We start from the raw sequence: 21,707 nt of genomic DNA, 5'->3' as shown, positions 1-21,707 counted from the left end.
AGCTGTTCATCGTGGCTCTGGAAGTGACAGCATAGGCGGTGAAACCACCTAGGGCAAAAGGGCTTGGCCATGCGCATGGGCAGACTCAGTGGGATCCTCCTGCACCCCACCTCGCTACCGGGGCCATTTGGCATCGGCGACCTGGGGCCGGCTGCTTACCGGTTTGTGGATTTTCTGGTGGAGAGCGGCCAGCGCCTCTGGCAGGTGCTGCCTCTGGGACCTACCGGCTGGGGCAACTCCCCCTACATGAGCTTTTCCTCCATAGCCGGCAACCCGCTGCTCATCAGCCCGGAGCTATTGGTGGGGGCCGGTTGGCTGGATCCCAACAGTTGGCAGGATCTGCCCCAATGGCCAACGATCCAAGCCAGATCCGCCGAGCGGGTGGACTACGAAACCGTGATCCCCTTCAAGCTGGGTCTTTTGCAGCGGGCCTGGGCCACCTTCAAGGAAAAGGCTAGCGCTGCTGACTGGGAAGCCTTTCACGCCTACTGTGCCGAGGAGGCGGATTGGCTACCGGACTACGCTCTCTTCATGGCTCTCAAAGAGGTGTATGGCGAGCAAGAGTGGACTCAGTGGCCTCCAGCCCTAGCCCAGCGGGATCCCCTTGCTCTCCAGGAGGCCCGCGACCGCCACGCCGACGCAGTCACCCGCCAGATGTTTTGGCAGTATCTGTTTGCCCAGCAGTGGAGATCCCTAAGGGAGTATGCCCACCAGCATCAAGTGCAGCTCATTGGCGATGTACCCATCTATGTTGCCCCCAACAGTGCCGACGTGTGGGCCAACCGGGAGCTGTTTCACCTGGATGAACAGGGACGGCCTTTACAAGTAGCCGGTGTGCCGCCGGACTATTTCAGCCCCACCGGGCAGCGCTGGGGCAACCCCCTCTACAACTGGGAGGTGCTCAAGGCTCGCGGCTACGACTGGTGGATCCGGCGCATCCAGGCCATCCTCAAGCAGGTGGACTGTGTGCGCATCGACCACTTTCGCGGCTTCGAGAGCTACTGGGCCATTCCAGGCGATGCAGAAACGGCTGTGGAAGGGGAGTGGCAAAAAGGGCCGGGAGCAGATTTCTTTCAGGCCCTGGCCGACAAGTTGGGGGAAATCCCGGTGATTGCCGAAGATCTGGGAGACATTACGCCGGAGGTGTTGCAACTGCGGGATCAATTTGGCTTGCCCGGCATGAAGGTGCTGCTGTTTGCTTTTGGTTCCGGGCCGGATAACCCCTATTTGCCCCATGCCTATGAGCGCAACTTTGTCGTTTACACCGGCACCCACGACAACAATACGGTGGTGGGCTGGTTTCATGACCCGGAGCGCTCGGAGTGGGAAAAACAAAACCTGCTGCGCTATTTGGGCTGCCAGGGATCCGAGGGCATCCATTGGGATCTCATTCGCCTAGCCCTTGCTTCCGTAGCCGATCTGGCCATCATTCCCCTGCAAGATGTGATGGGCTTGGGGGCAGAGGCGCGCATGAACTTCCCCGGCACCACCGAGAACAACTGGGCCTGGCGCTACCGCGAGGACATGCTGCGGCAGGACATGATCCAGCGGCTGGCCGAGATGAGCGTGACCTATGGGCGCATCTCTCCCCATGATCTAGAACAACGGCGGGCGGCCCTGGCCCAGGAACGGGCGGCTGCAGCAGCCCCAAGAAGCCATTCCCAGGCAGGTTCTACTCAAGCGCTTGCGCCTTAGCCAGGAACTCAGCCACTGTCAGGGATCCCAGCTCCTGTCCATGGCGCTGGCGCACGCTCACTGTTCCTGCCGCTTGTTCCTGTTCCCCCACGATCAGCATGAAGGGGATCCGGGCCTTCTCGGCATTGCGGATTTTCTTCGGCAAACGATCGCTGTCGGCATCGATGTGGACGCGGATCCCCTGCTCTCGCAGCTGATCCCGCACCTGGGTGGCATAGCCCAAATACTGATCGGAAACGGGCAAAATGCGCACCTGTTCCGGGGCCAGCCAGAAGGGAAAATCCCCAGCGTATTCTTCGATGAGGATCCCAATCAGCCGCTCCAGCGAGCCAAAGGGAGCGCGGTGGATCATCACCGGGCGTTGCCGGGATCCGTCCTCAGCTACGTATTGCAGATCAAAGCGCTGTGGGTTTTGGTAATCCACCTGCACCGTGCCCAGTTGCCACTCCCGATCCAGGGCGTCGCGGAAAATAAAATCCAGCTTCGGCCCATAGAAGGCTGCCTCGCCGATCCCTTCAAAGTGGGGCATCGACAACTTCTCCACAGCGCGACGGATGGCATTTTCGGCTTTGTCCCAATCTTCAGGGGATCCCAGATATTTGTCAGACTTGGGATCGCGGAAGCTGAGGCGGGCGCGAAAATCTTTGAGTTTAAGCTTGTCGAAGACCACCAAAATGAGATCGACAACCTTGAGAAACTCCTCCTCCAGCTGATCGGGCCGGACAAACAGGTGGGCATCGTCCACCGTAAAGCCACGCACTCGCGTCAGACCTCCCAATTCCCCCGATTGCTCATAGCGATAGACGGTGCCGAATTCGGCATATCGTAGGGGCAAATCGCGGTAGGATCGCAGCTCGGATTTGTAGATTTGGATGTGAAAAGGACAGTTCATCGGCTTCATGACAAAGCCCTGTTCGGCTGCGCGATCCTGCTCATTCTCCGCCATCATGGGGAACATATCTTCCCGGTACTTTTGCCAGTGGCCGGAGATCTTGAACAAGTCCACACGGGCAATATGAGGGGTAACCACCGGCAGGTAGCCCCGCTTGAGCTGCTCCTGCTTGAGAAAATCCTCCAGCACCGAGCGCAGAATGGTGCCCTTGGGTGTCCAGAGAGGCAGCCCCGGCCCCACCTCATCCGAAAACAAAAATAGGCCCAGTTCTTTGCCCAGCTTGCGGTGATCCCGCCGTTTGGCTTCTTCCAGCCGCCGTTTGTATTCCTTCAGCTCCTCTGGAGTTTCCCAGGCGGTACCGTAGATGCGTTGGAGCTGCGGCTTGGTCTCGTCCCCCCGCCAATAGGCGCCGGCCACACTGAGCAAATCAAAGGCTCTGGGGTTGAGATCTCGGGTGTTTTCCACGTGGGGGCCAGCACAGAGATCCCACCATTCATTCCCCAAGTGATAAATGCTGATGACCTCTCCTTCGGGAATGTTGTCTAAGATCTCCAGCTTGTAGGGTTCGCCGAGGGCTTCGATGCGGCGCCTGGCCTCTTCACGGCTCACCTCCTCGCGGATCACCGGCAGGCCCTTTTTGATGATTGCCTGCATCTCTTTTTTGATGCGATCCAGATCTTCCGGCGTGAAGGGCTCGGGATGGTCAAAATCGTAATAGAAGCCGTAGTCGGTTGTGGGGCCGATGGTCACCTGGGCCTTGGGAAACAGCTTTTGCACCGCCATAGCCAGGACATGGGAAGTGGTGTGGCGGATGCGCTCCAGTTTGGGAGACTCGTGAGTGCGCAGCAGTTTGAGGGTGCTGTTGGCCTTCTGAGGTGATTCGGCTGGCTGAGACATCGGAACCTGCTTCGACAACAAAGAAAGAACAGTGAAGAAATGGATATCCGTGTCCCTATCTTAGGCTGGGGCGAGAACGGCAGGGATCCCCAGCTAATCAATTCCCCTGTTTGCCGAGTCAACCGCGAACCTCACCTCACGACTCGGCCCGGAACAAGGGGGGAAAGTACACAGTATCCTAAAGGGGTTGACCCCCTTACCCGAGCCATGATCTCTTCGCCCACCGACTTCACGGAACGCTCTGTCACCTCTGCTTCCCCAGTTTCCGAAACCGGCCCGGCTTCTCGTTCTGAATCTTGGGCGGCCCCCGTTCTGGCGGCCATCGATGTGGGCAGCAACTCTCTCCACATGGTGGTGGTGCGCATCAATCCCCGTATCCCCAGCTTCACCATCATCTCCCGCGAAAAAGCCACCGTGCGGCTGGGGGAGTTTTGCAGCCAGACGGGCGCCCTCACGCCTGCAGCCATGGAGCGGGCCCGAGTGGCCCTGGAGCGGTTTTGCCGCATTGCTGAGAGCTTTCAGGTGCAGGATATTGTTGCCGTGGCTACCAGTGCTGTGCGCGAGGCCCCCAATGGGCTGGAGTTTTTGAAGCGGATTGAACGGGAGCTGGGCCTGCGGGTGGAGTTAATCTCGGGGCAGGAAGAGGCCCGCCGCATTTATCTGGGAGTGCTCTCGGCGATGGAGTTCCACAACCGGATGCACGCGGTGGTGGATATTGGTGGCGGCTCCACCGAGCTGATTTTGGGCAATGGCCAAGAGCCGGAGTTTCTGCGCAGCGTCAAGGTAGGGGCAGTGCGTCTGACCCAGGCTTTTTTGCACCACGATCCGCCCACTTCTGGCGAACTGCAAGCCCTGCGCCAGCACATCCGCGGCATGCTGGAATCCCCCATCGAGCAGATGAAGCGGATCCTTGCCTCTTCACAACAACAGGGAGCCCTGCCTTTGGTGGGCACCTCTGGCACCGTCGAGTGCCTGGCCCAGTTGGATGCCCGCCGTCGGTTGGGCGCTCTCCCCCATCGCCTGCAGGGGTATGAGTTCAGCCTGGAAGCCCTGCGCGGCTACATCAAAGAGCTGCGCTCCCTCACGGTGGCCGAACGGCAAAAGCTGCCCGGCCTAGGGGAAAGACGGGGGGAGATCATCCTGGCCGGCGCCCTGATCCTAGAGGAAGTGATGAGCCTGCTGGGGGTAGAGCGGGTTCAATTTTGCGAACGGGCTTTGCGGGAAGGGCTGATCGTGGACTGGATGATCGGCCAAGGGCTGATTGAGGATCGGCTGCGCTACCACAGCTCGGTGCGGCGGCGCAGCGTCCTCAAGTTGGCGGAAAAATACCAGGTGGAGATCCCCTATGCCGAGCGGGTGGCCGAGTTTGCCCTCAGCCTTTTCGATCAAACCCGCGGCATCCTGCATGGCTGGGGATCCCGGGAGCGGGCTCTTCTCTGGGCGGCGGCCATGCTGCACAACTGCGGCCACTTCATCAGCCATGCCGCCCACCACAAGCACTCCTACTACCTGATCCGCCATGGAGAACTCTTGGGCTTCAACGAAGAAGAGGTGGAGGTGATCGCCAACTTGGCCCGCTACCACCGCAAGTCGCCCCCCAAGAAGAAGCACGAGAACTTCCAGCGCCTCAGCGACGAGCGGGATCGCCAAGTGGTGCTGGAACTGAGCCCCCTGCTGCGCATAGCCTGTGCTTTGGATCGCCGCCGCCTGCAGGCCATTCAAGCCCTGCACTGCCGTTTTCAGCTCCTGGGAGAAGGCCCCCGCCGCATGGAGTTGATTTTGGATCCCAGGCATCCCAAGGACGACTGTGCCCTAGAGTTGTGGAGCTTAAACGAGAAGAAAAAAGTCTTCGAGCAACAGTTCAACCTGCAGGTAATCCCCAAGCTCTCTACCCAGATCCAGCGCAGCGCCGATCCCTTTGAGGCAGCAGTTTAGCCTTCTCGGGGATCCTAGCTAAGGGGCGATGGTAATGGGCGAGGGGCTGGTTTGGGTGGTCTTTTGGCCCCCTCTTTGCAAGATCACCTCGATGATGCCGTTGTTGACCGGCTGCATGTTGAAGGGCAACTGCTGCTGGGTTTCGTATAGGCCCGGCGCCACCTCCCGCATTTCGACTTCCGGCGTTACCCCAACAATCCGAAAAGCAGCCCGCCCCCCCGGATCCCCTCGCATGGTGACTTTGAGAATTTCTCCCATGCGCAGATTGGTGCTGTTGGTGGTGACACTGAAAATCTGGGGCAGTCCCGTGGCGACGGGTGCGGAAACCGGCTGAATGGTGGAGCGGGTTCCTCTGGAGCCATCGATGGAAAAAGGAAAAATCTCCCGATGTTCCTGGCTGAGGCCGTCCTTGGTGAGCACAATCCGCAAGGTGGGATTGTTGGCCTGGTGGGTGGGGGCTACCACGTAGGTGCCTTCGTAGTGGTTGGGTCGTACCTCCCGCATCGGCTGGTTCAGGGCCAGATTCCCCAGATCAAACTGGGCGATCCCTCCAGATTCCCCCCAAATGGCAATGGTGAGAATGTCCCCTTCCACCAAGTCGCGCTGGGGATCCAAGCGAATGGCCTCAATGCGCGGATAGCGATTGCCGGCTGCAGTCAAAGGGGCTGGCTGCGGCAGAGGAGCTGGGGGCGGAAATACTGATTCCACTGGCGGAGGAGCAACATTGCCCAAGGCCAGTTGAGGTAGCCGCCGTTGAACGCGGGTACTGACGCCATTGAGGGTCAACTGAATACTGATGTCGGGGCCAAAGACGGCATCCTGAGGACCAAGGCTATAAACTGCGCGGTAGTAGCCGGGCTGCACCTCCTGCATCGGCAGACCCTGAACCACGCCGCCGATATCAACCGTAGCCCTGCCGTTGGGAGTGGCCTGCGCTTCAATGGTCAAGGTTCCCCCTGCAGGAACACTTCCTCCCTCGGGAGTGATCCGCGTTTGGAAGATTTCGGGTTGGACGGTCTCGGCCACCCGGGCTGGGGAGGGACGCAACTGGGCCACAGGGGGTGGCAAGGGCGGAAGCTGACCGCGATACACCAGGGCCTGATGCAACAACACCGCCCCTTCTGCTCGCCTCAGCACGCGATTGGGCTGAAGACGAGCTGGATCCGGCACATTCACCAGCAGCCCCGCTTCGCCTGCCATGGCCACAAAAGCCCGCCCTACCTCCGGCACATCAGCCGCATCGGTGTACAGAGCCATCCAGCGCTCAATGTCGGCCTGGGTGGGAGCAGGCAATTGCAGAGCCCGCACCAAAATGGCCAGGGCTTCCAGGTGGGTGATATCCCCTTGCGGGCGAAACTCGTTGCCCTCGTATAGGCGCATGGCCCCCGCCTGCAGCACGGCTTGGGCAGTCCAATAGTCGGGGGTGTTGGGCTCCAGGTCGCGAATCTCCTGCACCTGGTTGGGATTGGGAATGTAGCCGAAAAACTCCGTCAGCCACTGGGCCAATTCCAGACGGGTCAGGGTGGCCGACAGAGGTTCTCGGGTGATCACCACATCCGTCTGACGTTCCAGAGCCGCCACGTAGGGGTCGGTCCAGGCCAGCGAGGCTTGCTGCTCCACCCCTTGGGACCAAGCCGGCAAGCTGACACCCGACCAGCCCAGCGTCCAACACAAGCTCAGAGCTAGGGGCCACGAGCACCGCATAGCTGTCACTCCTGTTCCAACAACATCCCCTCAGGGCCAGCTTATCTCAAACTTCCGCCCCATCCTCAAGCCCTCGATGCCCCTTGGGATTGCGCCCTTTGGCAGTGAGATTCTGAAAACTCGGGTAAGAAGGTTCGCCGCAGGGATCCCTTAGGAGATTTTACCTATGCAAGACGGGATCCGGCTTGACAGCAAAGGGCCTAAGCAAGGGTCTCGTAACTTGTAGTTGTGCATCCAAATCCTTATCATTGTGTTATAGACTCAGAAAGTTCAGAAAGCACTTTTGCCCCTACCCTAGGGAGGAGTTTCATGGCTGGCAGCACCGGAGAGCGACCTTTTGTCGATATCATTACCAGTGTCCGCTACTGGGTTATTCACGCCCTGACCATTCCCGCTTTGTTTTTGGCAGGCTGGCTTTTTGTGAGCACTGGCCTGGCCTATGATATTTTTGGCACCCCGCGCCCCAATGAGTATTTCACGGCAGAGCGCCAGGAGTTGCCGATCGTTAGCGATCGCTTCAATGCTCTGGAGGAGCTGGAGAGGCTGACTCGCTAGGAGTGCCCGTGGGTAAGTGGACTATTCGTTGTTGCAATTTGTAAGTTGATTGAGCTTTTTGCGTAGGGTGATATCTATGGCCACTAAATCTGATGAACCCGTTTTTTACCCTGTTTTTACCGTCCGTTGGCTGGCGGTACATACCTTGGCGATCCCAACTGTTTTCTTCTTGGGAGCTATTGCTGCAATGCAGTTTATTCAACGGTGAACCCAATGGCTGATCAACCCGAAAGGAATCCCAACTCCCAACCTGTCGAGCTAAACCGCACTTCCCTTTACTTGGGTTTGCTGCTGGTGTTTGTGGTTGGGCTGTTGTTCTCCAGCTATTTTCTCAACTGAGGCCAGGATCACACTCTGCTCTTGGAGTTGGGAAAGAGCGCAGGGGACAATGCTGGCTTTTGGCTAGCCCTTGCTCCCCTTTGCTAAGTTTACTGAGAATGTAATTGCTGCTAGTTCTGTCTTTTTTGGAGACCAGTTGCTATGACCAGTCAAGCAAGGATCCCTTTGTGGATAGTGGCTGTGGTTGCCGGTTTGGGTGTGATCACGGTAGTTGGGCTCTTTTTCTATGGCTCCTATGTGGGCCTAGGCTCTAGTCTGTAGGTTTGAGGTTTTCGGTCTGGTAGTAGCCCCCAATAGGTAGGGGTAAAGGGTCCCATGGTTTTTACGACCTAGCCGAATTCAGTTAGGCTTTGTTGACCCATGGCCAGTGTATCTACCACTTTTTTCGGGGCTACCTACCACAGCGCAATATCGATCCCTTGCCCAGCAGGGATCCCACTTCATTGCAGACCTTAATACTCAACTTAATACTCAATACACAGTCCGAAAAAGCTGCCGCTATTCCTCACCACTGGTTACAACCAGGCGGTGAATCTGGACTTCTCTCTTCTCCCCCTGGAGAGGGTGAAGTTCGCGTTAGCAGGTCAGGGATCATGGGCAAGAGCGCGAATTGCTGAGGACAGGTTCTGCGAGGGAATGTCTCAAACTTATGTCTCAAACTTATTTAGAAGAGCTATCTCTGTGTTAAGCGAGCATGAACTTTTTTAACGATCCGGGTGGTGGTTGCCGAGAGGGTAACTTAGGCCCCGTAGAATGAATCGCAAAATTCCAGGCAGGACATTCGGACATGGATTACATTCGCACCTTTAACGACGATCCCTGCGAGGGGCATCTTTCGACGCCCATCAGCGATTCTCCTGTCACCCGTCTGTTTATCAACAATCTTCCCATCAACCGTCCTGGTTTATCGCCGCTGTTGCGGGGTCTAGAAATTGGGCTGGCCCATGGCTATTTCTTGGTAGGGCCAGAAATTGTGCTGGGGCCGCTGCGGGATTACCCTGAGGCAGCTAACTTAGGCGGGCTGGTTACGGCGATGGCGATTGTGCTGCTGGGAACCGCCTGCATGTCGGCCTATGGCAGCGTTACCTTCGGAAACAAGCCGGAGACGCCGGGGGCCGCTCCTCTGGCTACAGCTCGGGGTTGGGGGGATCTGACGGCAGGATTTTTCTTGGGAGGTATGGGTGGCGTGTTCGCTGCCTATTTCCTGCTGGAGAACTTTGCCGGGATCGACGCCATCTTTCGAGGGCTGGTGAATTAGTTGTCAAGTTTGTCAAGTCACTTGAGAGGAGCAAAATCATGACCGGTTCTTACGCTGCTGCTTATCTTCCTTGGATCTTTATCCCCATTGTTGGTTGGCTGCTTCCTGCGGTAGGCATGGCAGTGCTTTTTTTGTACATTGAGCGGGACTAGTCCCGGAGTGCTTTGATACTCACTAGTGCTGATTAATTTCAATTACTTCAGGCTAGAGATCAACCCCAGATATTGAGGCAGGGATCCCTTTTTTAGGGATCCCTCTCTTTTGGTCAGGATGATTTCCATCCGCGCTACCAGAGTCCCGAAAGGCGAAGGCTGTCCCCTCACCTCTTTTTTTTAGGAAGGGAGCATTTCCAAAGGACTTTAGATTGGAGCAGGATCCGGCGAGCTGATCCCAAGCCAACAAGGGGAAGGGCAGCTTCCGCAACACCCTTGCAACTTCAACGAGAAGGAGGAGTCGATGGCCAGCCTTAACTTTCCAACCCTGCGTATTGGGGATCCCATTCAAGAGGGCAGTTTCCAGGTTTTCCCTCTCTTTTCTCAGGGGGAGCAGGAAGTTGCCTATCGCCTTCCAGATCTGCAAACCAAGGAAGCAACCATCACCGAGGTGAGCGAGGCCGGAGCAGTACCTCACCTGGTTGTGGAAAACCACAGTGAGTTCCTATTGCTGCTGGGAGTACCGAGCAGAGTCCCAGCGGGGCGACCAAGGCTCAGCTCTGTTCTATGATGGGAAGGTGGTTTATCTTTCAGCAGTCTCTCGGCAGTAGTGCCAGGCTTCTCACCTAAGCTGGTTCCCCCTTTGGGGGATCCCTAGAAATTGGAAGAAAAAGAAAGAAATTGGAAAGAAAAAACATCCTGAGTTAGCTCGGTCACCGCCTGTTTGGCTTCCTGGCGGCCTCGGCAATACCGCTCTAACCGCTCGCTAACGGAGATGGGATCCCCGACGGTCACGTGAACCCCCCGCCAGCCTAGGCGAGGGCGGGCTGGGTAGGATTCCCCTCGAAGGCGGGCCAGCACATCAAATAGAATGAGGGCAGTTTCTGCCAGCCGCTCAAAAGAGGGTTTGCTCAGCAAATACTCTTCCTGGACGGCTACACAGCTTTCCACCAAGCGCATGTGCTGCAGGTAGAGCGTTGCCTGGTGGGCTTTCCAGTCGAGCAACCCCCGCTGCAGGGGAGACAGGGATCCAGGATGCCGCAATTCTTCTCGGTAAATCTGGATCCAGGCGGCTTCTTCAATGCGGCGGCAGCGGCTGTTCCAATCCCCCTGGGGAGATAGGCCAAAGTAGGTCTCTGCGGTTTCCAGGGCTCTGTGGAGCAGCCGCTCCAGGCGAGCGTTAAAGTGGCCAGGGGCTAGCCTCTGCTCTATCCGTGGTTCTTCTTCATCTCTCCCAGAGATGAAGGGAGGTAGGTCGTAGAAAGCTTCCAGTTGTCCCAGGAGATGCTGGGCTAGGCGGCAGATCCGCTGGGTGTAGCGAAGGTTGGGGCTCCTGGAGGATCTTGGCTCTGGCTTCGGAGGCGTCAACCCACTCAGGTGCTCAAGGCGCGCCAGCAGGCGCTCCAGCTTCGTCCAGGAGGGATCCGTGTAGTAGTACCGAATGCCAATGGGCAGCAAAATGACGGTCTCTGAGCGACCAGCTTTGGCCAGGTCCTCGGCGCACCAAAAGCACAGCTGAGCCATTCCCGGTTCCAGGGGATTGATCCGTTCGCTGTGGCCGTTGGTGGCTCCTTCTGGGGCGATTGCAAAGGGAAATTGCCCATCCAGGAGCAGTTGCCGGGCCGCCTTTAGCGCCACCCGATCCACCCTCCGACCGCGGCGTATAGGGATCCCGCCCAGGCGAGACAACAGCCACCCCAGCCATTCCCCTCCCCAGAGGGGCATGCCCCGGTCGTAGAGAAAATGGGCGTGAAGGGGTTCTCGAAGGCGGATCCCTTGTCGACGGGCGGCTTCGGGCACCAGGCGAGATAGAACGTACAGGCCCACCAGCGGGTCATCCACCTCCACATGTCGGAAAGCCAGGACTAGGCGAATTTGACCCTCCTGGAACTGGTGGTAGAGCCGCGCCAAGATCTCCGCCCCTGTGGCCTCGATTTTGGCAATGCCGGAAGGAAGCCAGCGCCGCACCCTCACCCGCAAGAGCAGGGGCAGGATCCCGTGGACGAGCCGTAGCACCCAGGCGCTATAGGCGGGCGGAATAAAGTCGAGGGGAGGACGGGCAAAATGGGGCGGTGGTGACAAGAGCAAGATTTGTTCCCAAGGTAGCTCAAGAGAAGAAGTGTAGTTAAACGCAAATCAGATTCATATCCCATCGCTCAGATTATTCATCAAGTCGCTACAGAGATCACTGGATATGCAGCCATTCTCAATCAATAATCAATATCAACAATATCAATGATTGAGATCCTTCCCCTGAGACCCCACGCCGTCGGCGCAACCGCTCTCTACTCTCCTCAAGCCCCCGACCCCTCTCTCACAAGGGGAGATGAGAGTTGGGAATCGTGGCCATGTCGTGCCCTTTACATTGCTTTCTTTGTCTTCCGTTGCAGTGAAGACGCTCTCTTCTCTCTACTTTCGTCTCTTAACTCAAGGTGGCTACAGGCTGGGCCTCTGCCAAGAGCGCCTGAGTTTGCAGGTCGGTGATGGTGACCAACAAGCGCCGCGAGCTATCAATGGCAAATTCGACGCGAAGGCGATCCTCTCCCACGCGGCCAGGGGGCTGCAAACGGGCCAGACAAATTGGTGATGACTCCGTCGAAGTAGCGCGAACGGTTGGGGATCCGAGAGGAGCCAGGAACCGGAAGTCGGTTTGCCGGGTGAGTTGACGGCTGCTCATGCGCCCCAGCTCGTCGTAAACCACCTCCGATTGGGCCACCTGGGCCACTTCGCCCACCTCCAGGCGAATCTCCGTTTGTCCGTCGTTGGCCACTTGCAGGATCAAGGGCTCAGCCCGTCGGCAGGGATAGGGGCTGCCCTGTTCGAAGAGGGGGTAGTAGATGTAGCTTTTCTGCAAGGGATCCCAGAGGCGGAGGGCATAGCTGTGGTGCAGGCGATCCTCCAGCTTCACCTGGCGGCCCACCTGCAGGGCGCCCAGGGCCACAGCATCGAAGGGGCGTTCGCAGCGCACTTTCTTTTTGCCGAAGTAGGAGCGCAGCAGCTCTTGAACTGCTGGCAGTTGGGAGCTGCCTCCTACCAAGAGCACCTGCTCAATTTGGTTCTTGCCCAATCCCCTCGCCTGGGCGGTGAGGAGAACGTCGTCTAGGCACTGGCGGATTTGATCCAAAAGCTGACGAGCTTCCAGGATCTCTTCCAGCTCCTGCCGGCTTAACTTCAACTCATGGGCAGTGAGGGCTTCGTCGTCAAACCAACTGCCCACCGCTTCCATCTGAGTGGAAAGGGCGATCTTGAGCTGTTCCGCCTGCTCCAGGAGGTTGAGCCAGCCCAGAGCTCCAATTTGCTGTCGGCTTAGCCCCAGTTGCTGCAGTAGGTAGTCGGCAATCCAAATGTCGATGTCCACCCCGCCCACATAGGCATCGGCCTTGGCGATCACCTCCGCTTTGAGGACAGGGCTACCCGCTTGGGGAGCGAGGGTGCGCACCAAGCTGAGATCCAAGGTACCGCCGCCGAAATCCACCACCAGCACTAGGGATCCCGGCTGGCCAACCGCATAGCCCAGGGCTGCTGCCGTGGCTTCATCGACAATTTGAACGGGATCCCAGCCACAGGCACTGGCCACTCCCCGCAGCCAATTGAGGTAGCGCTCAAAAGAGCCGACAGGGGCGGTGAACACCAGCTGTTGCGGCTGCAGGTGTTCTTTCGGGACAGCTTCCATCACCGTCTGCAAAAAAGCTTGGGCCACCCTCTCGGCGTCGTAGCGCTCTCCATCTAGAACTCGCGGCGGAGGGACAAACTCCGCCACCAAGTCCCGCTTAAACCCCTGAAACAGCCGTTGCGGATCCACTGCCCCCCACCGACCGGCGCGCACGGTTTCCCCCACCAGGAGCTGGCCTTTTCCCTTCACGTAGACCAAGCTGGGAATAGCCGAGTGGTCTGGGCGAGAGAGGCCGGGAAGAGTGAGGAGACGGGGCACTGCTTGGGCGGGATCCCAAACTGCCACCACCGTGTTGCTGGTGCCAAAATCAATGGCTAGGGTCGCTTTAGGGGCAGGTGCCATCAGCTCAATCCTCCGGGCAGAGAGCGGCTGACTTTGGCCGGGCAAAGGATGTGGTCACCGCGGCGGTAGCCGACAAAGCGAATGTAAACGGGATCCCCCTTTTGAATATCCAGCTGATCCGGTTGATGCAGTTGCGGATCAAAGGGGACGGACTCCAGGGGGTTGCCGATGGGCTCATACCCCCAGCGCTGCAGCAGAGCGTCTAAGGAGCGAAACAGAGCTGTCACGTTTTGGGCCGGCCAATCGGGCTTGCGCTGGGCAATCTGGCGGACAGTGGGGTAGCTGGTGAGCAACGGCTGCAGCAGAGAGAAGAGGACTTCTGAGGAATCGGTGGATTCCATTTTGTCATTCCCGTTAAGGCGCAGCAGGGATCCCAAATCCCACTGCAGAGCGGCAGCCAACTTTTGCAGTTGCTCCAGGCGCAGGGATCCCCACTTCCCTCGGCGCACCTGATCAAGGGCGCGGCGGCTGATCCCGGCCTGGGCCTGTAAAGCCCGCCAAGAAGACAGGCCAACAACCCGCATGCGTTCCTGCAGCCAACTATCCAGCGGTCTCTCGGCCATTGGGTTTTGCCAGGGATCCCTACGATCATGCCCCAACTTGGGTCTAGCTCAGGGATCGGCAAGGCGCAGGGAACGGGCTATAGCTTCCACATCTCGGTCATAGCGCTCGCGCCGGCTGGCCGGGTACACGAACTCAAAGCCAGCTTGCAGCGAAGGGCGGACAACTGTTTTGAGATAGAAAATCCGCTGGCCAAAGGGCTCCGCACCGCTGACACGAACGGGCTCGTAGCCGGAGACCACAAAGAAATCCCGGCCAACGGTTTGGTAAGTAACCTGGCGCTGGTTTTCCCGGCTGCGGCGAAGTTCTTCCTGCAGGGCGCTGGCGGGCGTTGCTTGAAAAATGTTGTACCCACCCCAAACCCGCAGCTCAGCCCCGTCTTGACCGAGAAACACTTGGCCATCGCCGTTGTCCGATTCCCCTTGCGGAATGAAGTCTGCCGGGTAGTCGATGCGGTAGCCAAAGCGGGCGTTGAGATAGGGCCGGAAACCGGCTTGGGCAACGGGAAGGGCGGGGGCGGGAGCAATGACGGGGATCCCTGCCCCTAGGATCAGTCCCGCGAGCAGACAGGTCAGGCAAGCAGCAGATCTCATGGCCTCAAGTTTCTCGGACCTGAGGACATTCTAAGCTCCTTTGTCTCAACCTGCTGCTGGCAAAAGAAGCAGGAGTTCGAGTCCAGCTCCGCAAGGGATCCCTCTCCCTCGAGGAGAGGGGAGTTAAGAACCGACATTAAACCGACATTATTCTCTCGAAAGACTTTGGGGTGTTCATTTTGTTCTGTCATAAAGCTTACTATTGGGCATTCATTTTGGCTAGGTTTCGCTTTGTTGGTCGGTATTCAAGTTCTGCCCTGAGCGCAGCCGTTCAATTTCTTCTCTTGCCCGCTGGATAGCGCCGCAGTTGTCTACTGCTGCCCAGGTGGAGGCCAGAAACAGTCCGGGTAGGGAAACCTCTCCCTCGTCGTCGCTAAACAACACGCCAAGGAAGAAACACCAGCCCAGAAAAACCATCAAAGCTTTCCACCGCCGCGTGTAGAGGTAGGCTCCGAAGGCAAGCAGAATAGACAGAAGGATCACCATCCCCTCGGACTTTTGAGAAAGGGCATAGGTGCGCCGCACCTCTTCATCTCTGCGCTTTTGATCTTCTTGCTGGAGCAACTCTTGCAGATGCTTGTCCATAAGGCCGCCTCAAAATCGGACGGCCTTATCTTAAAAATCCTGGGAAGACCCTTGTTCAAAACAACTTTTCGGGATCCCACGGCAGAAGAAGAGAGGCGAGACTGGTCATCGCCCCTTCCTTCTGTAGAATGGGAAAGCCTCTCTCTAGTTGCAGGCTACAAGGCCCGGACGGACTCTGCCATGACCTCAGCTTCTTTTGCTTTTTCCCCTCGTGTTTTGGATCCCCTTGACCCGCAGGTGCGTCCGGATCCCCAGGGGCGGTTTGGGCCGTTTGGGGGTCGGTTTGTGCCGGAAACCTTGATGAGCGCCCTAACGGAGCTGGAGGAAGCCTTTGAGCATCACTGGCGGGATCCCGACTTTCGCGCCGAGTTTCACAACCTGTTGCGGGATTTTGTTGGGCGGCCCAGCCCCCTCTACTTTGCCCAGCGGCTAACCGAATACTACGGTGGCCCGCAGATCTACCTGAAGCGGGAAGATCTCAACCACACCGGCGCCCACAAGATCAACAACGCCCTTGGCCAAGTGCTGCTGGCGGTGCGCATGGGCAAGCGGCGGGTGATCGCCGAGACCGGCGCCGGGCAACATGGGGTGGCCACGGCAACCGTGTGCGCCCGTTTTGGGCTGGAATGCGTTATCTACATGGGGGCACTGGATATGGAGCGGCAGGCCCCCAACGTGCAGCGAATGCGCCTGCTGGGTGCTGAGGTGCGGGGAGTGGAATCGGGCACGCGCACCCTCAAAGACGCCCTCTCCGAGGCCATCCGCGACTGGGTAACCAACGTGGAGACCACCCACTACGTCATCGGCACGGTGGCGGGGCCCCACCCTTACCCGAAGCTGGTGCGGGCCTTTCACGATGTCATTGGCCAGGAGACGCGGCAGCAGTGCCAGGAAAAATGGGGAGGGCTGCCGGATGTGTTGCTGGCCTGTGTGGGGGGTGGATCCAACGCGCTGGGGCTGTTCAACGAGTTTGTCCGGGATCCAGGGGTGCGACTGATCGGCATCGAAGCTGCCGGAGAAGGGCTGCACACGCCCCGCCACGCCGCTACCCTCAACCGCGGTCGCATCGGGGTCTTGCACGGGGCGATGAGCTACCTGCTGCAGGATGAAGAAGGTCAGGTGCAGGAGGCCCACTCCATCAGCGCCGGCTTGGATTACCCCGGTGTAGGGCCCGAGCACAGCTATCTGAAAGAAATTGGACGAGCCGAGTACTACGCTGCCACCGATGATGAGGCCGTAGAGGCGTTGCTGCTGCTGTCGCGGCTGGAAGGGATCATCCCCGCGCTGGAGACGGCCCATGCGCTGGCCTACCTGAAAACTTTGGCCCCACAGCTCGGATCCCAGCAACGGGTAGTGGTCAACTGTTCTGGGCGCGGCGACAAGGATCTAAACACCGTTTTCAAGTATTTGCAGCAGCGGGGACGTAGCTTCTAGAGTACGGCTGAGAATCTTCTCTTCCTTTGTTGTGACCCCCAACGGATCCCCTCTGGTGTCCACCTGCCGAGTTCACTTCACGGTTCGATTGCTGGGTCTTCAAGGACTCCGTCCCGCTAACGCGATCGGCCTGCTCCTGGCTGCGGGGCTGGGCTTGTGGACGGGATCCCTGCCGCAGCCTTCTGAGACAACTGCCCCTGTTCCTCCGCCGGAGTCCATGGGTGCCTCGCACCGCTTACGGGATCGCACTGGCGGGACGGAGTCCGATTCAGAAGGGATCCCCTCTCCCAGCCGGCGACAACCTCTCCCTGACACCCTGCCGGCGCTGGCGCGTCAGGCCATTGCCTACTACTTCGCCACCGGCCAGGTGCTGCCACCTCCAGAGGAGATCCCGCCCCACTGGCGGCGCTCTGCGGGGGTTTTTGTAACGGTGAGTACAGAGGGTCGGCCCCGTGGCTGCTGGGGCAGCTTGGATCCCAGCGGCGAGGACCTGGCCAGGGCCACCATCCGGGCGGCGGTGGGGGCAGTCACCCGCGATTGGCGCTACGTACCTCTGCAACCCGGGGAGCTGGAGTCGGCCTCCATTCAGGTAGCCATTGTGCGGCGGGTAGTGCCCATTGCGTCGGCGGGACGGAGTCCTTTTGCCGCTGTGGAGCAGGTGGATCCCACCCGCATGGGCCTATTTGTCCGCTCTGGAACCCGGGGAGCGGTGTTGCTGCCGGGAGAGGCTTTGACGACAGAATGGCAGCTTGCTACCGCTAAGAGGTTGGCCGGGATCCCTGCCGACCAGCCGGTGGAGCTGTTTCGCGTGGAGGCAGAGCTGTTGCATGAGTTTTGAGGAGGGGGCAGATCTCAACGCTTCGCACTGTTGTCGTGAGTGGCTGGCAGCCGTGCTGGGCAACACTCACGTGCGCTGGGGTTGGTTTGTGGAGGAGACCCTGGTGAAGGTGGAGCGGTTTCCTGCTCACCAGCCCTTGTCCTGGCCGCAGCAGACAGAGCTGTGGCTGGCTCCTGTGGGCTCTGCCCCCCTGCCGCCAGCATCGCCCTGGGTGCATCAGTTGGAGCTGTCGCAGGTGCCGCTGCGGGATCCCTACCCGGGGTTGGGGCTGGATCGGGCCTTGGCCCTGTGGGCTGCTGGGATCCACTACGGCTGGCCCTGTTTGGTCATCGACGCGGGTACTGCCCTGACCCTCACAGGAGCTGACTCTGAAGGATCCCTGGTGGGAGGGGCCATCTTGCCCGGCCTGGGGTTGCAGGCGCAGGCGTTGGCTGATCACACAGCCCTGCTGCCCAAAGTGCAGTGGGATCCGCAGGATCCCTTGCCCCCTCGCTGGGCCAACGACACCGTGGCTGCCATCCGCAGCGGCATCCTCCACACCCTCTTGGCTGGCTTGCGCGAGTTCATTGCCGACTGGCGTCGCCGCTTTCCCCAAGGCCCCCTGCTGCTGACCGGCGGGGATGGGAAGTGGCTCCACCCTCACTTGGGCCCGCTTGACCCAGAGCTGCGCTGGGATCCCCACCTGGTGTTGCGGGGAATTGCCGGCTGCCGCCAGCTGCACCGCACTGCCCGCCACTCCCCTAGTGCAGAATAGAAAACAGTCTCTCCCAGCCGCCTGCGAGTAACGGCTTCTTGCTTGGGGATCCCATGGCCAACGGCAACTCCTTCGGTGTCCTGTTTTGCGTGACCACCTATGGCGAGTCCCACGGGGGGGCGGTGGGGGTGGTGGTGGATGGCTGCCCGCCGCGGCTGCCCTTGAGCGAGGCCGACATTCAGGCAGAGCTGGATCGGCGGCGTCCTGGCCAGAGCCCCATCACGACGCCCCGCCAGGAAGCGGATCGCTGCCAGATCCTCTCCGGGGTTTTTCAGGGCTTTACGCTGGGCACCCCCATCCACATCCTGGTGCGCAACCAGGATGCCCGCCCCCAGGACTACCAGGAGATGGCCACCACCTTCCGCCCTTCCCATGCCGATGCCACCTACCAGGCCAAGTACGGCATCCGCAACTGGCAGGGGGGCGGACGGGCCTCAGCGCGAGAAACCATTGGCCGGGTGGCTGCCGGGGCCATTGCCAAGAAGATCCTGCGCCTAGCGGCAGGGGTGGAGATCCTGGCCTACGTGCAGCGGGTAAAAGACGTGGAAGCCCAGGTGGATCCCGCTTCGGTGACGGCAGAGCAGGTGGAAGCCAACATCGTCCGTTGCCCCGATCCAGAAGCGGCAGCAGCGATGATCCAAAAAATCGAAGAGGCGGCGCGGGAGGGGGATTCCCTAGGGGGTGTGGTGGAATGTGTGGCCCGCAACGTGCCCCGCGGACTGGGATCCCCGGTGTTCGACAAGCTGGAGGCCGATTTGGCCAAGGCGGTGATGTCCCTGCCAGCCAGCAAGGGGTTTGAGATTGGCTCGGGGTTTGCCGGCACCTACCTGACGGGCAAGCAGCACAACGACGAGTTTTACATGACCCCCGGCGGCTGGCGCACCCGCAGCAACCGCTCCGGCGGCATCCAGGGGGGCATCAGCAACGGCGAAGACATCGTCCTGCGGGTAGCCTTTAAGCCCACTGCCACCATTCGCCAGCCTCAAAACACCGTCACCCTCAATGGGCAAGAGACGGTTTTGGCGGCGCGGGGACGCCACGATCCCTGTGTCTTGCCGCGGGCAGTGCCGATGGTGGAGGCGATGGTGGCCCTGGTCCTCTGCGACCATCTGCTGCGCCACCACGCCCAGTGCGGATCCCTGGTCTTGCCGGAGGTGCCCCTCCCTGTCGCCGCTGCTCCCCAGGCCTAGGAGTCCCCGGCTATGGCCAAGGCCAAAACCGTCTGGGAGTGCAGCCAGTGCGGCGAGCGCTATGCCAAGTTTTTGGGCCGCTGCGACCATTGCGGCGCCTGGAACACCCTGACGGAAGTGGTCGTCGCCCCAGCGGCCAAGTCCCCACGGGCCCAAGCCCTCGCTCCTAGGTCCAACCGCGCCAATGGGATCCCCCGGTCGGCCCTCCCCCTCTCCCAGGTCTCCTCAGATCGCCACCCTCGCCTCTCCTCCGGCTATGGCGAGTTTGACCGGGTGTTGGGAGGTGGCATTGTGCCGGGATCCCTGGTGTTGATTGGCGGGGATCCGGGCATTGGCAAGAGCACCCTGCTGCTGCAGAGCGCTGCCCACCTGGCCAAGAGCGGGCCCATCTTATACGTGTCGGGGGAAGAATCAGCCCAGCAGATCAAGCTACGCGCCGAGCGGCTGGGGGTGGAAAGCGAGCAGCTCTACCTCTTGGCCGAGACCGACCTGGAGGCCATCGTGGCGGAGATCCAGGCTCTGCAACCGCAGGTGGCGGTGATCGACAGCATCCAAGCCATCTTCTGGGGGCAACTCACCTCGGCGCCGGGATCCGTTTCCCAGGTGCGGGAATGCACCGGCCTGTTAATGCGGCTGGCCAAAAAACTGGGGGTGGCTCTGCTGATTGTAGGCCATGTTACCAAAGACGGATCCCTGGCCGGGCCGAAGGTGCTGGAGCATTTGGTGGACACGGTCTTGTACTTTGAGGGGGATCGCTTCCAAAGCCACCGCCTATTGCGCGCCGTCAAAAACCGCTTTGGGGCAGCCCAGGAAATGGGTGTTTTTGAGATGACCGCCTCTGGCTTGGTGGAGGTGGAGAACCCCTCGCAGCTTTTTTTGAGTAGCCGGGATCAGGCCATGCCCGGAACAGCCACCATCGTTGCCTGCGAGGGCACCCGTCCTCTGGTGGTGGAAGTGCAGGCCCTAGTCAGCCCCACCAGCTACAGCTCCCCCCGCCGCACCTCCACCGGCATTGAAATCAACCGCTTTTTGCAGATCTTGGCTGTGCTGGAAAAACGGGTGGGGATCCCGCTTTCCAAATACGATGCTTACATCGCCTCTGCCGGCGGCATTCAGGTAGCCGAGCCAGCTGCCGACTTGGGGGTAGCAGTGGCCGTGGCCGCCAGCTTCCGGGATCGCCAAGTGGATCCTTTTACAGTCCTGATTGGCGAGGTGGGACTGGGGGGGCAGGTGCGCCCGGTGGCCCAGTTGGAGCAGCGCTTGAAAGAAGCCAGCAAACTGGGGTTTCGCCACGCCATCATCCCCAACAGCCCTGTGTTGTCGGATCACGGCCTGCGCCTGAGTCGGGTGCAGCGGGTGTTGGAAGCCCTGCTGGTGGCTGTGCCCGGTTCCCAGAGCGCAGAGTGAACATCCCCTTGCCTTCCACCCGTCGCCGGCTGCTGGGCTCTGCTGCGCCTATCTCCAAAGGCCAAGCAAGGACTCCGTCCCGCTAACGCGATTGGACTCCGTCCCGCTAACGCGATCGGCATCCGCTGCTTCGGTGGCATGTCCATCATGTTCCCGAAAACTTTTGTTACCCTCGAAAAAGGCTACGCCTGCTGGGCAAACAGCTCAGCAGCCTTAGCTGAGCCCTAGTCCGTAGTTAGCAACACCAGCAAGGGATCCCGGTGAGCATGGTTTCCGCACCCTCCAGCCCAGTCCAGCCCTCGATGCCGGAGGCGGCATTTCCTCTGCCAGAGCCACCGGATATTAGTGACCTGGTCATCGAGGACGATGAGCCTGTGGACAGCATTCACTCGGAGAAGCTGCAGCGCCTGCTCACCGGTGCCCTCTACACCTCATTCCAGCCCAAGGCCAAAGACACCGGGGAACCGATCCCCTTTTTGGCCACGGCCAATGTCGGTCTGTTCTATGCCCTCAAACTGCCTCCCCTGATGCCCGATGTGACGCTCAGCCTGGAGGTGGCTCCCCCCGCCAGCTTTGAGCGCAAGGAAGATCGCACCTACCTGGTCTGGGAGATGGGTAAGCCGCCGGATGTGGTCATTGAGATTGTCTCCAAGCGCAAAGGGGAAGAGCTGGGCCGCAAACGCAAAGACTATGCCCGCGCCGGCGTCAGCTACTACGCGGTCTACGATCGCACAGCGGGCGTAGCCTCTCCCTTGCGGCAACTAAGGGAACTCCAGGGATCCCCTCTGGCCCTTTTTCAGCGGCGGGGAGGTGAGTTTGTCCCCTTCGCGTCCACATGGCTGGAGGACAAAGGACTCCGTCCCGCTAACGCGAAAGGACTCCGTCCCGCTAACGCGAAAGGAC

Annotated in this window: 22 protein-coding genes; 15 read left to right on the top strand and 7 right to left on the bottom strand. The window is 59.8% G+C overall.

Annotation, left to right across the window (positions count from 1 at the left end; translation table 11 throughout):
* The first annotated feature begins 69 nt into the window (after window positions 1-69).
* Entirely contained in the window at window positions 70-1,695 is a 1,626-nt protein-coding gene (gene malQ, locus NW829_RS00415; protein WP_414416192.1) for a 4-alpha-glucanotransferase, read from the top strand.
* Here malQ and thrS read toward each other — a convergent pair.
* Window positions 1,673-3,484, bottom strand: coding sequence for a threonine--tRNA ligase (thrS, locus tag NW829_RS00410; protein ID WP_414416191.1), 1,812 nt, complete (start codon window positions 3,482-3,484; stop codon window positions 1,673-1,675). The two genes, malQ and thrS, sit on opposite strands and share 23 nt — an antisense overlap.
* A gap of 207 nt (window positions 3,485-3,691) precedes the next feature.
* On the opposite strand from thrS, the gene NW829_RS00405 reads away from it, so the two are divergent.
* The gene (locus NW829_RS00405; RefSeq protein WP_414416190.1) at window positions 3,692-5,419 is read left to right on the top strand and encodes an HD domain-containing protein; all 1,728 of its coding nucleotides are present in this window, start codon (window positions 3,692-3,694) and stop codon (window positions 5,417-5,419) included.
* A gap of 18 nt (window positions 5,420-5,437) precedes the next feature.
* Here the strand turns inward: NW829_RS00405 and NW829_RS00400 are convergent, their stop codons facing one another.
* Window positions 5,438-7,123, bottom strand: coding sequence for an S-layer homology domain-containing protein (locus NW829_RS00400; protein WP_414413715.1), 1,686 nt, complete (start codon window positions 7,121-7,123; stop codon window positions 5,438-5,440).
* A 309-nt stretch (window positions 7,124-7,432) separates the two neighbouring features.
* Between NW829_RS00400 and psbE the strand changes: the two genes are divergently transcribed.
* The 7 genes from psbE to NW829_RS00365 all read left to right on the top strand — a co-directional run bounded on the left by psbE (window position 7,433) and on the right by NW829_RS00365 (window position 9,998).
* Complete coding sequence (gene psbE, locus NW829_RS00395; RefSeq protein ID WP_011433109.1) at window positions 7,433-7,678, top strand: cytochrome b559 subunit alpha; 246 nt, start codon at window positions 7,433-7,435, stop codon at window positions 7,676-7,678.
* Between the two features lie 76 nt (window positions 7,679-7,754).
* Window positions 7,755-7,886 (top strand): cytochrome b559 subunit beta, encoded by a 132-nt coding sequence (gene psbF, locus NW829_RS00390; RefSeq protein WP_011433110.1) that lies wholly within the window; start codon window positions 7,755-7,757, stop codon window positions 7,884-7,886.
* A 5-nt stretch (window positions 7,887-7,891) separates the two neighbouring features.
* A complete protein-coding gene (locus tag NW829_RS00385; RefSeq protein WP_011433111.1) occupies window positions 7,892-8,017 on the top strand; it encodes a photosystem II reaction center protein L in 126 nt (41 codons plus the stop codon).
* Between the two features lie 141 nt (window positions 8,018-8,158).
* On the top strand, window positions 8,159-8,278 hold the full coding sequence (locus tag NW829_RS00380) for a photosystem II reaction center protein J (protein ID WP_011433112.1): 120 nt from the start codon (window positions 8,159-8,161) through the stop codon (window positions 8,276-8,278).
* Between the two features lie 526 nt (window positions 8,279-8,804).
* Window positions 8,805-9,275: a photosystem I reaction center protein subunit XI gene (locus tag NW829_RS00375; protein WP_011433113.1), complete on the top strand. Its 471-nt coding sequence runs from the start codon at window positions 8,805-8,807 to the stop codon at window positions 9,273-9,275.
* 38 nt (window positions 9,276-9,313) lie between these two features.
* Window positions 9,314-9,427 carry a photosystem I reaction center subunit VIII gene (locus tag NW829_RS00370; RefSeq protein WP_011433114.1) on the top strand — a complete coding sequence of 38 codons (114 nt, stop codon included), beginning with the start codon at window positions 9,314-9,316 and terminating at the stop codon, window positions 9,425-9,427.
* Window positions 9,428-9,731: 304 nt separating this feature from the next.
* Window positions 9,732-9,998, top strand: coding sequence for an ARPP-1 family domain-containing protein (locus NW829_RS00365; RefSeq protein ID WP_414399589.1), 267 nt, complete (start codon window positions 9,732-9,734; stop codon window positions 9,996-9,998).
* Window positions 9,999-10,081: 83 nt separating this feature from the next.
* Here the strand turns inward: NW829_RS00365 and NW829_RS00360 are convergent, their stop codons facing one another.
* The 5 genes from NW829_RS00360 to NW829_RS00340 all read right to left on the bottom strand — a co-directional run bounded on the left by NW829_RS00360 (window position 10,082) and on the right by NW829_RS00340 (window position 15,181).
* The gene (locus NW829_RS00360) at window positions 10,082-11,515 is read right to left on the bottom strand and encodes a 1-acyl-sn-glycerol-3-phosphate acyltransferase (RefSeq protein WP_414413386.1); all 1,434 of its coding nucleotides are present in this window, start codon (window positions 11,513-11,515) and stop codon (window positions 10,082-10,084) included.
* 334 nt (window positions 11,516-11,849) lie between these two features.
* A complete protein-coding gene (locus tag NW829_RS00355; protein WP_414416189.1) occupies window positions 11,850-13,442 on the bottom strand; it encodes an Hsp70 family protein in 1,593 nt (530 codons plus the stop codon).
* Window positions 13,442-14,005 carry a hypothetical protein gene (locus tag NW829_RS00350; RefSeq protein WP_414351907.1) on the bottom strand — a complete coding sequence of 188 codons (564 nt, stop codon included), beginning with the start codon at window positions 14,003-14,005 and terminating at the stop codon, window positions 13,442-13,444. The genes NW829_RS00355 and NW829_RS00350 overlap by 1 nt, the downstream gene beginning before the upstream one ends.
* Before the next feature lie 48 nt (window positions 14,006-14,053).
* A complete protein-coding gene (locus NW829_RS00345) occupies window positions 14,054-14,596 on the bottom strand; it encodes a hypothetical protein (protein WP_414416188.1) in 543 nt (180 codons plus the stop codon).
* A gap of 219 nt (window positions 14,597-14,815) precedes the next feature.
* The gene (locus NW829_RS00340; protein ID WP_414416187.1) at window positions 14,816-15,181 is read right to left on the bottom strand and encodes a hypothetical protein; all 366 of its coding nucleotides are present in this window, start codon (window positions 15,179-15,181) and stop codon (window positions 14,816-14,818) included.
* A gap of 180 nt (window positions 15,182-15,361) precedes the next feature.
* On the opposite strand from NW829_RS00340, the gene trpB reads away from it, so the two are divergent.
* From trpB to NW829_RS00310, 6 genes are all read left to right on the top strand, one after another.
* Window positions 15,362-16,615, top strand: a complete 1,254-nt coding sequence (gene trpB, locus NW829_RS00335; RefSeq protein ID WP_414416198.1) for a tryptophan synthase subunit beta — start codon at window positions 15,362-15,364, stop codon at window positions 16,613-16,615.
* A gap of 55 nt (window positions 16,616-16,670) precedes the next feature.
* On the top strand, window positions 16,671-17,453 hold the full coding sequence (locus NW829_RS00330) for an AMMECR1 domain-containing protein (protein ID WP_414416186.1): 783 nt from the start codon (window positions 16,671-16,673) through the stop codon (window positions 17,451-17,453).
* A complete protein-coding gene (locus tag NW829_RS00325; RefSeq protein WP_011433124.1) occupies window positions 17,443-18,207 on the top strand; it encodes a pantothenate kinase in 765 nt (254 codons plus the stop codon). The genes NW829_RS00330 and NW829_RS00325 overlap by 11 nt, the downstream gene beginning before the upstream one ends.
* Before the next feature lie 53 nt (window positions 18,208-18,260).
* Entirely contained in the window at window positions 18,261-19,397 is a 1,137-nt protein-coding gene (gene aroC, locus NW829_RS00320; RefSeq protein WP_414416185.1) for a chorismate synthase, read from the top strand.
* Between the two features lie 12 nt (window positions 19,398-19,409).
* Window positions 19,410-20,804: a DNA repair protein RadA gene (gene radA / locus NW829_RS00315; protein WP_011433126.1), complete on the top strand. Its 1,395-nt coding sequence runs from the start codon at window positions 19,410-19,412 to the stop codon at window positions 20,802-20,804.
* Window positions 20,805-21,070: 266 nt separating this feature from the next.
* Window positions 21,071-21,707 (top strand): Uma2 family endonuclease (locus tag NW829_RS00310; RefSeq protein ID WP_414416184.1); only part of this gene is annotated, 637 nt, incomplete at its 3' end.

The sequence above is a fragment of the Synechococcus sp. R55.8 genome (genome assembly GCF_047461895.1).
Classification (GTDB): Bacteria; Cyanobacteriota; Cyanobacteriia; order Thermostichales; family Thermostichaceae; genus Thermostichus.
Note: the sequence above shows the minus strand (reverse complement) of the source record. Positions and strands in the feature narration are given on the sequence as shown.

Bases quoted from the DNA above. Each gene is read 5' to 3' on its own strand.
- malQ (WP_414416192.1), top strand. From the start codon at position 70: ATGCGCATGGGCAGACTCAGTGGGATCCTCCTGCACCCCACCTCGCTA.
- thrS (WP_414416191.1), bottom strand. From the start codon at position 3,484: ATGTCTCAGCCAGCCGAATCACCTCAGAAGGCCAACAGCACCCTCAAA.
- NW829_RS00405 (WP_414416190.1), top strand. From the start codon at position 3,692: ATGATCTCTTCGCCCACCGACTTCACGGAACGCTCTGTCACCTCTGCT.
- NW829_RS00400 (WP_414413715.1), bottom strand. From the start codon at position 7,123: ATGCGGTGCTCGTGGCCCCTAGCTCTGAGCTTGTGTTGGACGCTGGGC.
- psbE (WP_011433109.1), top strand. From the start codon at position 7,433: ATGGCTGGCAGCACCGGAGAGCGACCTTTTGTCGATATCATTACCAGT.
- psbF (WP_011433110.1), top strand. From the start codon at position 7,755: ATGGCCACTAAATCTGATGAACCCGTTTTTTACCCTGTTTTTACCGTC.
- NW829_RS00385 (WP_011433111.1), top strand. From the start codon at position 7,892: ATGGCTGATCAACCCGAAAGGAATCCCAACTCCCAACCTGTCGAGCTA.
- NW829_RS00380 (WP_011433112.1), top strand. From the start codon at position 8,159: ATGACCAGTCAAGCAAGGATCCCTTTGTGGATAGTGGCTGTGGTTGCC.
- NW829_RS00375 (WP_011433113.1), top strand. From the start codon at position 8,805: ATGGATTACATTCGCACCTTTAACGACGATCCCTGCGAGGGGCATCTT.
- NW829_RS00370 (WP_011433114.1), top strand. From the start codon at position 9,314: ATGACCGGTTCTTACGCTGCTGCTTATCTTCCTTGGATCTTTATCCCC.
- NW829_RS00365 (WP_414399589.1), top strand. From the start codon at position 9,732: ATGGCCAGCCTTAACTTTCCAACCCTGCGTATTGGGGATCCCATTCAA.
- NW829_RS00355 (WP_414416189.1), bottom strand. From the start codon at position 13,442: ATGGCACCTGCCCCTAAAGCGACCCTAGCCATTGATTTTGGCACCAGC.
- NW829_RS00350 (WP_414351907.1), bottom strand. From the start codon at position 14,005: ATGGCCGAGAGACCGCTGGATAGTTGGCTGCAGGAACGCATGCGGGTT.
- NW829_RS00345 (WP_414416188.1), bottom strand. From the start codon at position 14,596: ATGAGATCTGCTGCTTGCCTGACCTGTCTGCTCGCGGGACTGATCCTA.
- NW829_RS00340 (WP_414416187.1), bottom strand. From the start codon at position 15,181: ATGGACAAGCATCTGCAAGAGTTGCTCCAGCAAGAAGATCAAAAGCGC.
- trpB (WP_414416198.1), top strand. From the start codon at position 15,362: ATGACCTCAGCTTCTTTTGCTTTTTCCCCTCGTGTTTTGGATCCCCTT.
- NW829_RS00325 (WP_011433124.1), top strand. From the start codon at position 17,443: ATGAGTTTTGAGGAGGGGGCAGATCTCAACGCTTCGCACTGTTGTCGT.
- aroC (WP_414416185.1), top strand. From the start codon at position 18,261: ATGGCCAACGGCAACTCCTTCGGTGTCCTGTTTTGCGTGACCACCTAT.
- radA (WP_011433126.1), top strand. From the start codon at position 19,410: ATGGCCAAGGCCAAAACCGTCTGGGAGTGCAGCCAGTGCGGCGAGCGC.